General features: G+C 67.2%; 6 protein-coding genes. 1 reads left to right on the top strand and 5 read right to left on the bottom strand.

Annotated features, from left to right (window positions below):
- From ACERNI_RS15985 to ACERNI_RS16000, 4 genes are all read right to left on the bottom strand, one after another.
- On the bottom strand, positions 1-4116 hold a 4116-nt coding region (locus ACERNI_RS15985), incomplete at its 3' end, for an autotransporter outer membrane beta-barrel domain-containing protein (RefSeq protein WP_448834252.1).
- Between the two features lie 267 nt (positions 4117-4383).
- Positions 4384-8568, bottom strand: coding sequence for an autotransporter outer membrane beta-barrel domain-containing protein (locus tag ACERNI_RS15990; RefSeq protein WP_448834253.1), 4185 nt, complete (start codon positions 8566-8568; stop codon positions 4384-4386).
- 1608 nt (positions 8569-10176) lie between these two features.
- Positions 10177-11193 (bottom strand): YcjF family protein, encoded by a 1017-nt coding sequence (locus ACERNI_RS15995; protein WP_448834254.1) that lies wholly within the window; start codon positions 11191-11193, stop codon positions 10177-10179.
- Positions 11194-11240: 47 nt separating this feature from the next.
- Positions 11241-12647, bottom strand: a complete 1407-nt coding sequence (locus tag ACERNI_RS16000) for a YcjX family protein (RefSeq protein ID WP_448834317.1) — start codon at positions 12645-12647, stop codon at positions 11241-11243.
- Between the two features lie 411 nt (positions 12648-13058).
- On the opposite strand from ACERNI_RS16000, the gene ACERNI_RS16005 reads away from it, so the two are divergent.
- A complete protein-coding gene (locus tag ACERNI_RS16005; RefSeq protein WP_448834255.1) occupies positions 13059-13745 on the top strand; it encodes a hypothetical protein in 687 nt (228 codons plus the stop codon).
- Positions 13746-13811: 66 nt separating this feature from the next.
- Here ACERNI_RS16005 and ACERNI_RS16010 read toward each other — a convergent pair whose 3' ends face one another.
- On the bottom strand, positions 13812-14378 hold the full coding sequence (locus ACERNI_RS16010; protein ID WP_448834256.1) for a SixA phosphatase family protein: 567 nt from the start codon (positions 14376-14378) through the stop codon (positions 13812-13814).
- Positions 14379-14397 lie beyond the last annotated feature (19 nt).

Genomic DNA, 14397 nt, shown 5'->3' on the forward strand with positions numbered 1-14397 from the left:
CCATGCGTTGCGGTTGGCGTTGCCTTCGGGTCGCCTGAGATCGCGCGTGACGCCGGCTGAGGCCCAGATGGCGAAGCTGTCGGAGACGACAGCCTCGAGGCCGAGATCGACATCGGCTCCGCGCGTGGCCGAGCCGCTGGCGATGGTGGTCCTGTGGTTGTAGACGGTGCGGTCGATCGCGCCATTCTCGCGCCACAGGCTGGCCTGGACGTAGGGCTTCAGGGTGACGTCGCCGAGGGTTGCTTCCCAGGAGAGCCGTCCGCCGGCGCGCAGGCGCACGCCGTCATGGGTGCGGAAGGTGAGGGTGGCGTAACGGTCCTTCGCCGGGTCGATGGCCATGGTGCGCCAGACGGCCTGGATCTGGGGCTCGAATGTGAAGCCGTGGCCGAGGCGCAGGGGCGCGCCGGCCTCCAGCGAGACGGTGAGGCCGCGCCCTGTGGTGGTGGGGGAGATGCCGTTGGTGGACTTTCCGCCCGAGACGTAGCGGGAGCCGGTGACGGTGGCGTCGAGATACCATCCGCCCGGTCCGGTGTGGGTCCAGTAGGCTCCGGCGCTTGTGGCGGCGAGCGTGAGGGAGCCGACGTGGGTATTGGTCTTGCCGCCGGCGAAGCCGCGGACGGTGGAGTTTGCGGACGCATGGCCGCCGAACAGGCCGAAGCGCCCCTGGCCCCATGAGGTGCTGTAGCCGAGGATGTCGGCTCCGATCTGGAAGCCGCTGAACTGGCCGTTGACCGCCGGGGTGAGGGAGGAGCTTGCCTTTTCGGAGATGGCTCCGGCGAAGGCGCGGGCCCATGCTCCTGTGAAGGACTTGCCTTTGGCGTCGAGGCCCCTGAGCACGGATGCGCCGTGCCGGTCATGCCGGGATCCAGCGGTGGCCAGCGAGAGGGTGCGGGCGATGTCGGGAATGGCGGCGTAGAGGGGAACCTCGGCGCGGAACATGGGGACGAGCAGCCTGCCGTTCCATGGGGTTACGGGGATCGCGGATGGCGCGGCGCGGACGGGGGCCGGCTGCGCCACTGGCGCGGGCTTCGTTGCCGGAGCGGGCGCAGGCTCAGGAGCCGGAGCGGGTGCAGGGGCTGGTGCAGGAGCTGGCGCAGGATCGGGGGTGGGCGCAGGAACCGGCGCGGGCGCAGGTACTGGCGCAGGAGCTGGCGCGGGAGCCGGAGCTGGCGCGGGAACCGGAGCCGGAGCCGGGGCTGGCGCAGGAGCCGGGACTGGCGCGGGGGTGGGTTCAGGAGCCTGAACCGGGTCAGGCTGGGCGGTCGCCTCCGGGGTCGGGAGCGGCTTTGGCTGCGGCGCGGGGATCACCGGCGTCACGGCGGTGGGCGTCACGGGAGCGGGGGACGGCTCGGCCACGGGCCGCAGTGGCGGCGCAGAGCGGATATTCCTTGGCGCTGGCGTTGGCGCAGGCGATGGGGATGCTACTGGCGACGGCGCTGCGACCGGCGAAGGCGTCATCGGCGCTATGGTGATGACCTGCGGCGCAGCCGGGCTCACGGGGATTGCTGCTGGCGTCGGCGGTTGCCAAAGGAAGTTGGGCAGGGCGGTGGGACGCTCCACAATCGGCGAAGCTGGCGGGGAGGAGCCAGGGGTGGAGGCGGCGGAGACGATCACGTCCCTGGGGCGCGGCTGGATTGTCCGCGGCGCCGCGACGGGCGGCGAATCTGGCCTGGCGATGTCCAGCAGGGCGGCGATGATGTCCGTCAAACTTCCCGTTGGCGTTGTGGGAGACAGGGGGGACGAGGGGCGCGCGCTGTCGGCCGGGCTCAGCAGCGGGGGAACCGGCGCATCGGCGATGCCCGCGACAGGAGTGCGCAGACGCTCCGCAGCGGCCTCGGCCTCCACATACAGATCCTCCAGCGATTTCCAGAACGACCCGGCGTCCGGATGTGCCGGTGATGGCGTGGGCGTTGCTGAAGGCGAGGTTGCCTGCGAATGGATGGAGAGTGGCGGCGGCGTGAGGACAGGAGACCGGGCGCCCGGCGCTGGCTGTCCCACGTCGTCAGGCATGATGAAAGCATGCGCGGCGCGCGCCGGGGCGTGGCCGGGGGGTGTGACCTGCGCATGTTCGGCGAGCGGACGGGATGAGCGCAGATACCAGCTGTTCTGTTCCGCCGGGTCCGCGCTGCCTGGGACCCCGCGCTCCAGCTGGTACTCGAACGCACCCTCCATGATGCGCTCGCCAAGCGCGAAAGCCCCCTCGGTTGATGCGGCCCCCGGGTTGGTCGCCACGACAACGGGAATTCCGGCGCCGGTGGTCATGTCGCCAGGGCCCCGCCGGTTGACGTGCAGGAACGTGTAGCCGGACGCCTGCGTGTCGAAGGTCAGCCGGTCCGTCGGGGAATTGTCATCCCCAAGAGTGGCGTTGAGCGTGATTTTCCCGCCTTCGCCATTGTAGATTGAGGCGGCGAGGGTTCTGGGAGCGTCGGCGCTGAAGTCAATGGCGCCATAATTATCCAGGGTGTGGCTGATGCTGGAATCGCCGCCGACGGTCCAGCGCGCCAGCGAGCCCACGTGCAGGCTCGAAACATTGATGGCGGCTCCCATCCAGTGGTTGCGGCCGTTGAGCGCCAGGCTCGCGAGACCGTTGCTGGCGACGTGTGCGTCGCCGCGCCATTTGCTTGCCTGGTTGAGTTCGATTTCCGCACTCGCGGCGTCGGCGACGAGCACGTTGCCCGTCCAAAGGGCGTTCCTGTCGAGCTGGACCACGGCGTTCCGGTCGCGCGCGACGGTCAGTTGTCCCGCCCATTCACCCTTGTCGGTGATGAGGATGTCGGCGGGGGCGTCAGCGTCGTGGCTCAGGTGGCCGGTCCATCGCGCATCCCCGGCAATCGTGACCGAGGTCAGGGCATGCTTGCTGGTGGTCAGATCGCCTTCCCAGGCTGCCTTCCCGTCCAGGGCGACGCTTGTATTGCCGCCCCCGGCCTGCAGCGCGCCCCACCACATGGCGTCGCCGCCGAGTTTGACGTCAAGATCGCCCCGGCTGGTCTGGATCCTGCCGAAAAGCAGCGCATTGCCAGCGCCGGACGCATCAAGAATGGTTGGTCCGTCCGCCTGGAGCAGCATGCCCTTGTTGAGTACGCGGCGCGCCTCCCGGGGCGACATCGGGTAGAGCTCGGAGGCGCCCTTCACCTTGATATGGGCTCCGCCAGCGCCGACGGTCATCACCGCGCCGCCGTTCTCTTCGGCCACGATCCGGCTGTTGTCGATTGTCACCTGCGCCGGCGTCTTGCCGGTCGCGTCGCCCGATGCGCCAAGATAGAGCGGCGTGATCTGGCCGCCGTTCAACGCATCCGCCTTGACGTAGCTGTCCCTGATCAGCAACTCGCCGCCCGCCGCCACGTCAATGGCCGACATGGTCGCTATGGCGGTGGGCGTATCGCCAGCCGCCGCGCCCTGAATGTCGATGCCTGGCGCCGGGAATTGCTCGCCGGCGCTCCGCTCGCGCCCGAAGCCGGACAGGGTGATGCTGCTGCCCGGGTCAACGCGGATCATCGCGGCGTTGCTGTCTACCTGGCCGGTGAGCCTGCCGCCGCCATGCAACTGGATGGAGCCGCCATTGAGGGCGTGCAGCGTTGTCGCGGGTTTCTCGCCATGGATGGACACCCGGCCACGGGCCGTGATCATGCCATTGTCGGCCACGAGGCCCGCCCGGCCGGCGGCGTTCCCGCGTTGGCCGCCAGTGAAGTTGATGCTGGCGGCCGGGCCGTCAATATTGATCTCGGCGCCGTCGCTGGCCAGCAGCGCTGTCGCCGCGTGGCCGGGGGCGTTGACGTTGAGAATTCCCTGGATGTTGAGCTTTCCGCCGTTGCGCGCGCCGATCACAGGGGTCTGGCTGGGGCTGGCGCCCTTGTAAGTGGCGTTGATCTTGCTGTGTCCGGAGAAGATCACCCGCACGTCTGGATTGGCGACCTTGATGCAGGTCTGGCCGACGCCGCAGCCGATGTCATAGACTGGCTTGTTGTGCTGGATCGGCGCGCCATTTCTGGCGACCTTTTCATGCGCAACGGGGGTGTGTGGCTTGTTCTTGCTGACGCCGCCATGGACCTGGGATGAGGCCATGAGCGCCATGGAAATCGCGGCGAGTGATGCCGTAAAAATATATGTGCGCGACATGTGAGTTTCTCAAAATTACATAAAATATCTGAAAATATGAATGTATTCAGGCTGTTCGCGCCGCGATGGATATTGTTGTTTTTGTATTCTGTACTGGCGTCGCGGTTGCGCGGTGGTCGCGCCGGATGACCCCGGCGCGGGGCGCATGACGACGGGTCTGCGCGATGTGGCCTGGCGGCAATTGCGTTCGCCCGGGACGCCGGCGGACAGGAATATCCTGTCCGCCGGGCGGCTCCGGTTACGGACCCCCAGTCCGGGCTGCCGTTGTCACCACTGGTAACGAAGGCCGGTCTTGCCGCGCCATGAGCGGCGGTTGGTCCGTCCGCCCGCTCGGTCAAGATCGAAGCTGCCGCCGGCCGACGCCCAGATCGACAGGGCGCTGTTGGGGGCGAGCTCCAGGCCCGCGTCCAGATCGACGCCGCGTGTCGCGATGGCGCTGGGGATGGAGGTTGCGCCGTTGTAGATGACGCGATCCACCTTGCCCGTCTGGCGCCACAGCCCGGCCTGGATGAAGGGCTTCACGGCGAGCTTGCCGATCATGCCGCTCCAGGAGAGGCGGCCGCCAAACCGCACCCGCGTGGTGTTTCGGGTCCGGTAGTTGATCCGGGCGAAGTCGTCGTGCTGCGACTTCAGGTCGAGCATGCGCCAGATGACCTGCGCCTGGGGCTCCAGGGTGAAGCCGCCGCCGAGCAGGAGCGGCGCTCCGGTCTCCACGGTCACCGTCACGCCATGGCCGGTGACATTGACGTTGCCGCCGCGCACCGATTTGCCGGACGCGTCGTAGAGGGAGCCGCTGACGGTGGCATCCACATACACGCCGCCCGGGCCCGTGTGGGTCCAGTAGACGCCGCCGCTGGTCGCATCGACCGCGAGCGAGCCGACAGCCATGTTGATCTCGCCCTCGGCAAAGCCGCGAATGCGGGTGTTAGCTGCGGCATGGCCGCCAAACACGCCGAAGCGGCCTTCATGGAAGCCGGTGCTGTAGCCGAGCAGGTCGGCGCCGGCCTGGAAGCCGCCGTAGGCGCCATTGAGGGACGGCGTCTGCGACAGGCTGGCGCCTTCGGTCAGGGAGCCGCCCAGCGCGCGCGCCCAGGCGCCGATCCAGGCTTCGCTGGTTGCTTCTTCCTCGTCCGCGCGATCGCCATTGCCCGAACGCACGGCGCCGAGACGGTCTTCACGGCTTCCCGCGGTGAGCATGGACAGGGTGCGGGCCAGATCGGGAACAGCGCCGTAGAGCGGCGTCTCCGCCCGGTACATGGGCAACTCATGGCCCTGGGCCGTCGCCTGGGCCGGAATGGCGTCCGGGCCGAAGCTGGAGCCGATCACGACCGAAGCCGAGGTCGCGCCGACCGGAGCGTGAGCGCCGCTGCCGGGCGCAGTCGGAACACCAGGGGTCGCCGGGGCGCCTGGATTCACCGGAGCGCTTGGGTTGGCCGGACCGCCGGGGGCGGCAGGTGAGGTGATGAGCTTCGTCGAGCGCAGGTGCCAGCTGTTCTGCACCCGTGCTCCCGCCGCTGCGTCGGCGCCCTTGCGCAGGGCATAGACGTGGGCGCCGGCCGTTACCGGAGCCGCCAGCACAAAGGCGTCGTCCGTGGAGATGGCCTGGTCGTTGGCGGCGATCACCACAGGCAGGCCGGCGCCGGTCGTCAGGCCGCCCATGCCCGTGGTGGCGACGTCAAGGGTGGTGCGCCCTTCAGCCCGCCGGGTGAAGATCAGCCTGTTGCCCATGCCGTTCTTCGCGTCGTCAAGGTTGACGGCCATGGCGATGCGACCGTCGGCGCCGCTGTAGGTCTCCGTTCGCAGAATGGCGCCGGGGGTATGCGCCAGGTTGATCACGCCAGCGTTCAGGACCTGATCGCGTACAAGGGTGTTGCCGGTCAGATCCCAGCGCGCGTCCGGCGAGAGGAGGCCGATCGAGGTCGCACGACCCTGACCTTCCCAGCGGCTCCGGTCGTTCAGCGCGATGACCACCGCCCGCGCTTCCGGCGCGACGATCTGGCCCTTCCAGACGGCCTTGTCGTTGAGGCGCACGGCGATGGCGGCGCCCTTGTCGGCCCATACGCCGCCATGCCAATCGCCGGCATCGGCCAGGTTCATCGCGATGCGGGCATTGTCGCCCGCCTCGACGCCGCCAGCCAATCTGCCGTTGCCGCTGATGTGCATGGCGATGGTCGCGTCATTGGCCGCGATCACGCCGCCACTCCAGCTGGCGGCTTCGTTCATGGTTACGTCAATCAGCCCCTTGTCGCCGACATTGAGCAAGCCGGAAAACGCGCTGATTCCCAGCAGGTTGGCCTGAACGCGGGCGTTATCCGCCGCTTCAATGCCGCCAGTCCATTTGCCGTCGTGGAGATTGACCCCGATGTCGGCGCTGTCAGTGACGCGCATATGGCCGAGCCATCTGGAGCCGCTCTCAAGCGTCACGCGAATCCGCGCAGCGTCGTTGGCGTCGATATCGCCGGCCCAGACGCTCTCGCCGGAAAGCCGCGTCGCGAGATTCACGTTGGACACGGAAATGGCGCCGGGCTTCGTGTCGCCGCGCCAGAGGCTCTGATCAGCGAGCGTCACCGAAAGTTCGGATCCGTTCATCAGGAGCGCGTCACCCAGCCATGAGCTGGAGGTGGCAAGCCTCGCCGTATTTTCCCAGCCTGAAACCCGGAAATCGCCTTCCCAAAAGCTGTTGTCAGCAAGCGTGAGATTCCCGGCCCCCTGGTAGAAGTCGAGATCACCTTTCCAGCGCGAATGATCCGCGAGGGTCAGATCCATGGCGGGGACGGCGTTGGGGGCATCGGCAACGATATCGCCAGACAGCGTGACGCGGCGTCCGGCAAATGCTGCATCAGCCTCCGCCATGATCAGCATGGAGTCGCCTGGCGCCGAAAGCGTGCTGTCTATCGCCAGGATGCTGGCGCTGCGGGCGGCGTCATCGATGTGGATGAGCGCGTGACCGTCGCGGCCGTTCTCCAGTTGCAGGTTGCTGGCGTCCAGCGCGAGCCTGCCGCCGCCATTGCCGAAGCGGACGACGGCCCCCTTCTGGGCGTCTTGCAGATCGCCGGCGTCGGCGACAATGTCATGCCCCTGGATGGTGACGCGGCCCGCGTCGCTGATCTCGACGAGCGGGGTGTCCTCTTTCAACGTGCTGCGGATCTGTCCGCGCATGCCGGCGTTGGCGACGCCAGCGGCGTTTGCCAGGGCGACGGAGCCATTCCCGGCCGTGCGGACAACGATTTCGCCATGCGTGGCCGGCAACGCAAGCTTGCCATGAACCGTGATGGCGGCGCCCGTTTCCGCGGTGATGACCGGATTATTGTCGAGCCCCCCGGCGGGCAGGAAGATGGTTGTGGGGCCAAGGTTGATCACGGCTGCGCCGGACGCCGCGATCACCGGGACGTTGTCAGCGTCGGCTGCCAGTGTGACTGGCCCGTCAATCGCGATGGCGGCGCCATCGTCCGCGATGACGAGCGGCGCAGCGTTGCCCTGGCCGGAGAGGTCCGCGCCGCCGCGAATGATGACGTTGCTGCCCGGATTCCAGGCATCGATGCAGGCGCCGTCGTTGCACTTCAGGGTGACGGAGCCGTTGTGGTCGTGCGTTGCGCCGTCACCATGGCGAACAACCGCGTTGCCATTCGCATCGCGAATGATGGCGACAGGCTCGGTCACCGCCATCTGGACAACGGACGCAGGCGTCTCGGGCGTGATCGTGGCAGGGCTGGCCGGCGCCAGAATGTGGAGTGGTGGGGGCGGGAAGTCCGGCGTTCCCGCAACAGGCGAGACGGGGGCCGTGGCTACAGGAGAGCCGCCGCCCAGGCCCAGGCTGGCAGGGCGCTGGATGACCTCTTCTTCCGTGCTGGCCTCGGGCGCTGGCGCAGGCGACCGCCTGGCTTCCCGGGCGCGCCTGTCGTCGCGCTCCTCAGCGGCCTCCTCCTCGCCAGCGAACGCGGCGCGCCGCTTGTCGAGGCCGTCCCGGATTGTCGCGGCCATGTCTGGGCTCGCCACGGGCGCGTCCGGTTTGGGCTCTGTCTTCACATCCGGAGCTTTGCGCGTTGGGGATGTGGGGGGCGGCGGCGGAATGACGGCAACCGGCGCGACAGGGTGTTGTGGGGGCGCATAGCTGGCCGCATCCTCTGCCCAATCGTCCTCGCTGGCTCCCGAACCCTCTTCATCTTCGCTGACCGAATCCTGGCGGGCGACCGCATGCGGCTTGGGATCTACCGGGCGCCCGCCAGTCTCCTTCGCGGCGAACACGTTCCTGATGGCGTCGAGCAGGGTGGTGGCTCCGCCGCCGCCAGGGGCTTTCGCACCTGGTGCGGGCTTCGCCGCATCTGAGCGGTCGTTCCTGTCCTCCGGCTTGACCGGCTTGAGGTTGGGGCGGCTTCTGATCGCGGCGTGAAGGGCATCCCTCCCTGCCGGAATGTCCTCCGGCGACGGCTGCGCGGGGCCAGCCGCGCCCAATGCGGCTCCGGACGGTTGTGATGGATTCAGCAGGGTCGGCGGCGGAGGCGGAGGCGGCGGGGCGGCGGCGTTGATCGCCGGAGCCGGAAGAACGGCCGCCGGGGCTGCCACTGGGGAAGTGCTTGCCGGGGAGGCGTTCACTGGTGCGGCGTTTGTCGTCGCACCCGCCGACGCGTTCTGCGGTTGCTTGCTGGCGGCCTTTCTCGCGATTGCGGCCGCCAGATCGCCCTGGAAATCAGTTTTGGCAGGCTGCTTCGGGTGCTTGACCGGCGCTGGCGCTGGCGCTGCGAGCGCCGGCGCCGGGCCGGCGGGCGTATCTCCGACGCCGTTCGCAGAGCGGTCGTTGATCTGGTCGGCCGGGACTTTCCTCAGCCTTGTCCCCTTGCTGATGTCGTCAAGGAGGCCCTTGTTCATCGCTGGTCTGGCAGGCGCGGGGGGGGCGGAATTGCCCAGCAGACCTTGCGGCGGCGGTGGCGGCGGCGGTGGCGGCGCAGCCGTTGCCAGCGTGGGGTGCAGAACGGCGCAAAGGGCCACCCACGTCGAGATAATCTTAAAAATATAGTATTTAATGTTCATAATGTTGTCCGAACAAACAATTAAATGCCAGAATCGAGAAGATTAATATTTCGATGCGGCTGTTATTTCGGACCACTTTGTCGGTCAATTGCTGACTGGAGCGATTCTTGACAGATTCGCGACTGAAATTTTTAGTGTGGCGAAGTAGTTACGTCGCCAATTGTGGACAATATAGCTATGAAATGGAGCAAAAAATTTGGAAAATTGGATAAATTTCTATAGGAATGTCATAATTTTTATTAATTCTAAGTGCCGGCTATGTGAAATATTTGGAATTTATATTGATAAAATATGCAAATTTGTAGATTTCTCATTATTTAAATGGAAGCTATGGCCAGTTTGGCAACGTTCTTTTTGTCAGCTCGCGGAGGTGCAGTCGCCGCCGGCTGGTGGGGGCGTCGGGCGCGGCCTGGATGGGACATGGTATTTTCAAGTAAAGAATATTTTTCTCAAGAGCAGAGTGTTGTGGGGCGGCAAAAGACGCGCATGGCCCCTGCGCCGCCGGCGCGCATCGCACGGAGGCCGCGTCGGGCGCGGTCGCGCATGTCCAGCGCCGATGAGTCCGGACGTATCCGGGGGCGGGTGAAGTCCAGCCGGGGTTTGCGTTCTTGAGGTCACAGATGACGCAGCATCTCCGTGACCCGGCATCGGGGACGTTGTTCGGGAAGCCGATGGAGAAAGCGCAGCGAGGCCCACGGTCAGGTCAAGGTTGCAACAGTTTCAGCTTTGCGCCCCGCGAAGATGGGCCTGGCGCCAGTCAATCCCGGAGGTCGCGTCGCCAGGCGATCTGTCCTGATATGGGGCAGGCCCGGCAAGCCTGAACATTACTTGAATTCCATGCAGGGTTCGGCGGAATTTGCAGGGGAGGCAATGACGTAATTCAACGCGCCACACGTCCACGCGCGTATGCGCGCGCACGTATGCGCGCGTTTTCATCATTATATTTTCTGTGGGCTGACGGTTTCTGCCGCGTGTCGGATCGCGCGTGTTCCGGCGCGGGGCCGGGATATACCCGGCCTGGCGGCGCGGTCTTCAGCCGCTTTTGTCGCTGCTGTCGAACAGATGGCCGGCGACTTCGGCGAAGGTCGGCGCCGGCAGGGCGTGGAACGGCATCGGACGGCAGGCGTCGATGGCGGCGAGGCCAACGCGGGCGGTGAGCATGCCGTTCAGTACGCCTTCGCCAAGACGGGCCGAAACCTTGGCCGCCAGCCCAAGGCCCATGGCCTGCTGCACCAGGCCATCGCCAGCCGCCATGCCGCCGGTGACCGCCAGATGCGCCGCCACATTGCGCGCCAGACGCAGGAAGCCAAAAAATCCCGGCCGCCCGCCATAAATCGCCGCGATCCGGCGCACCAGAGTGAACGACGCGTAGAGCACGAATCCCACGTCGACGATGGCGCGCGGGCTCACCGCCGTCACCAGCGACACCTGTTTCGCCGCGCGCGCCACCGCCTGGCGGGCCTGGCGATCGAGCGGCGCCATCAGTTCCCGTTCGGCGATGGCCAGGCGGTCCTGGGCGTCGATAATCGTGTCATCAATTTCGGCCAACGCTGTCCGCGCCCGCGCCGTGTCCGCGCGCTTCGCGTAAAGCGCGTCCAGATCCTTCACGACCGCCCTGGCGTCGCGGTCGCTATTGATGGCGTGCGCGTCGCTGGCGGCCCGCCGCAGCCGCTCGATCTTGCGCTCGCGCAGCACGCCGAGGGTCTCGCGGGCCAGCAGGCCGAACAGGGCGAGGCCGGCCAGCGCCGCCAGGGCGACCGCCGCCCAGCCAAGGCCAGGGCTGATCTCGAACAGCCGCCGCGCCAGGCTGTCGATCCACAGGCCGATGCCGAACACCGTCAGGCCGCCGAGGGCCGACAGCAGCATGCCAACCCATGGCGTCAGCCGGCGCCGGGGCGGCCCGGTCACCGTGACCGGGGCGTCGATGATCTCGCCGGGCTCTTCGGCCACGACAATGCGCGCCTGCGGCTGGGGCGCCTGATTCATGTCCGCCGGCACGGCGGCGACATCGGCGCTGTCGAGGCGGAAGGCGCGGGGCCGGTTGCTCATTGGCGGTTGCCCATTGGCAGCTTGCGCTCCTTGTTGGGAACAGGTTCTCAGGCCAGACGGTCGGCGAGCAGGAATTCCAGCGCACGGTCGAGGCGGATGTGGGGCAGGGCGTGCATGCGGCCCGCCGCGTCCAGAACCGGCGCCGGCGGCCTGAAGCGCGGGAACCGTAACGAACCGGGCGCGACCGCCCCCTCAAACACCGCTTCCGGCCGCTCGGGAAGCTCGCCCGGGAATATCGCCGCTTCAGTCAGGCCGTCGAACGCCTGGCCGTCGATGGTTTCGCCGGCTTCCGGCGTGCCGACGATGGCTGGCAGCTTCACGCCATTCTCGCGCACCATGGCCTCGCGGGTTGCGCGCACCGAGGCCAGCGCCACCGTGCCGACCCGCGCGCCCGCGCCCTCGCTGCGCCGGATGGCCCGATCCACCAGCAGCCGCAAAATGGCGTCCAGCCGGGCATGGCCGGACTGGTGCAGGTGGTCCGCCTTGGTGGCGGCGAACAGCACCCGGTCGATGCGCGGCATGAAAATCCGCGAACCCAGTGAATTGCGCCCGGCGCGGAACGCCAGCAGCACCCGGTCGATGGCGGTTTCCAGCTCGGCCAGCGCCGCCGGGCCGTGGTCCAGCGCCGCCAGCACGTCCACCAGCACCAGTTGCCGGTCCAGCCGGGCGAAGTGCTCACGGAAGAACGGCCCGACGACGCGGTTCTTGTAGGCCTCGAACCGCCGCTCCATCAGCGCCGCCATCGTATCGGGCGCCGCCGCCGCGCCTTTCAGGTCAAGCGGCGCGAAGGTGAGGGCGGGCGAACCGGCGAGGTCGCCTGGCATCAGGAAGCGCCCGGGCGGCGTGGTGGCCACCGCTTCCGGCCCGGCGCGCAGCGCGGCGAGATAGGCCTTGAAGGCGTCCGCCACGCGCTCCGCCAGCGCCTCATCTGCCGGCCCGCCAGCGTCGGTTTCGGCCAGCGCCGCCAGCCAGGCCCCCGCGATGCCCGCACGGTCCGGCCGGCGGGCGGCGGCGATGGTCTCGCGCGCCCAGTCGGCGTAGCTCTCCTCCAGCAGGGCAAGGTCGGTCAGCCACTCGCCGGGGTAGTCCACCACGTCCAGGTTGAGCGTCGCCGGTCCCTTGCGCCAGCCGCTGGCGCGCTCGTAGTCGATGGCGATGCGCAACTCGGCGATGCGGTTGGTGGATTGCGGCCAGCGCCGCTCCGGCCCGGTCAGGGCCTCCAGATAGGTCTCATAAGGGAAGCGCGGCACGTCGTCGTCCGGCTGGTGCGCCAGTCGCGCCCGGCGAATGCGCCCCTCGGCGGCGGCGCGAAACACCGGCATCGGCGTCACCTCCAGCAGGTGGTGCACCATGGCTGTGGTGAAAACGGTCTTGCCAGAGCGGGAAAGGCCGGTGACCCCCAGCCGGACGCCCGGCTGGATGGCGCTGAGGGCAAAATCCGCGGCGTTGCGGATCGCGTCATAGGCCTGGGTGAAAACTGTTCCGCTTCCGCTCAAATGCAACGCTCCCTGGAGACGTTCACATGAATAGGTGAATACATGTGAAGCAAAGAATTCTTTAGCGCCAGACAGGATTTCACCGGTGTCCGGAAACTCCCGAATTTGGCAGGGCCCCTGCCTGTCGTCTGAAACTAACGCGTGCGTCGCAAGGAAAACGCCGAATTCCTGTCAGCGCCCTCCTGTCCGGATCCCGGCATCCCACACCATATAGGTTGCGCTTTTGCGCCAGCAACGTGTTTGCGGTCATGAACAGCCGTCGCAGGCCAGATGACCGCTCCTGAACGGTGTGCGCCGGAAGGTTTTCCATAGAGTAGCCCATGCGCGCGGCGACGCCGGGCGCATCAACCGCCATGGGAGGGGCCGGTGATGGGACTGGATCTTCATTATCAGCTGGTTGACGCCATGTTCGGGAAGACCATGTCCAGTCGGGCCCACGAACATATCTTCGCGCATCTCATGACGCCAGGCGCGCAGTTGAGCGGCAGGATGATGATCGCGGCTGACAGGTCATGGAGCAGCTTCTATCGCATGGGGGAGGAAGGGGGCATTTTGACCCTCACCGCCCACGGCGGCGATCCCGCCGGTCCGGCGGGGGCGTCGCCTGGCGTCGGCATGGAGGGACTCAAGGTCAGGCTGGACGACCTGGTCGACGTTGTTGACCAGATGCGGGAGCAGTTCGGCCCCTTCAACCAGTTGCGCCTGATGTGTTGTTACGCCGGCGACGGCGGGAAATCCTCGCTTGCCGCCCAGCTCTCATCCCGCTTTCCCGACTCTGAGGTCATTGCATTCAAGGGGCCCGTTCCGTCCCCGACGATGCGCATTATCGCAAAGTACGATGGCGGCGGCGCGCCCTACGAAGGCTCGGAACTGACAGCGCTCCGGATGGAGGGGCGCATCCGGAAAAGCCGCGGGGCGGAAAGCTATGGCGTGGTAAAGGACGAGCTTCGCTTCCGGAATGGTCGCATGAACGTAGCCAGCGAGCCAGCTGCAGCGTTGTCTGGACAATCCGGACGCATCAGGAGAGCGGGGGAGGAACTGTCCGGACTGTTCTGAGCAGCGCCGCGCCAGCTTCGGCATGGCGCCCCGGCGCTCGACAGGGGCTGACTGTCGCAAAACGCTTCAGTCCTCGTGATCCTCCGCCATGCCTTCCAGCGTGCGGGGCGTGATGAAACGGTCAAGCCGGCCGCTGCGCGGCGTCACTTCCGCCCAGGAGCCGATATTGAAGTCGATGACCGCCAGGCCGCTGGTGGGATATTTTTGCGACAGGCGGGCGAACGCGTAACGGTCGCCATGGCTGACCAGCATGTGCGCCAGTTCCTCCATGCCGGGATTGTGGCCTACCAGCAACAGTGAGCGCGCCGGGCGACCGTCCGCGACCGTGTGATCATCCTGGATCACATGGAGAAGGTCCTCCAGCTGCGCCTCGTAGATGCGGGGCTCATACACCACCGGGGTGGCTTCGCCGGGCAGGGCCCTGGCGATCTCGGCGCCAACGAGGTCCCAGGTCTGGCGGGTGCGGGTTGCCGTCGAGACAATGGCGAGGTCCGGCAGCAGGTTCTCCCGCGCCATATAGGCGCCCATCAATGGCGCCGCCTTGCGTCCACGATCCGCCAGCGGCCGCTCCGGGTCGGGCACGTCCCTGGGCCAGGCCGCTTTTGCATGACGCAGCAACATCAGGCGCAACATCTCAATTCCCCTGTCGCGG

This window comes from Camelimonas sp. ID_303_24 (assembly GCF_053543495.1).

Coding starts and splice junctions, on each gene's coding strand:
- ACERNI_RS15995 (WP_448834254.1), bottom strand. CDS start 11,193: ATGAGCAACCGGCCCCGCGCCTTCCGCCTCGACAGCGCCGATGTCGCC.
- ACERNI_RS16005 (WP_448834255.1), top strand. CDS start 13,059: ATGGGACTGGATCTTCATTATCAGCTGGTTGACGCCATGTTCGGGAAG.
- ACERNI_RS16010 (WP_448834256.1), bottom strand. CDS start 14,378: ATGTTGCGCCTGATGTTGCTGCGTCATGCAAAAGCGGCCTGGCCCAGG.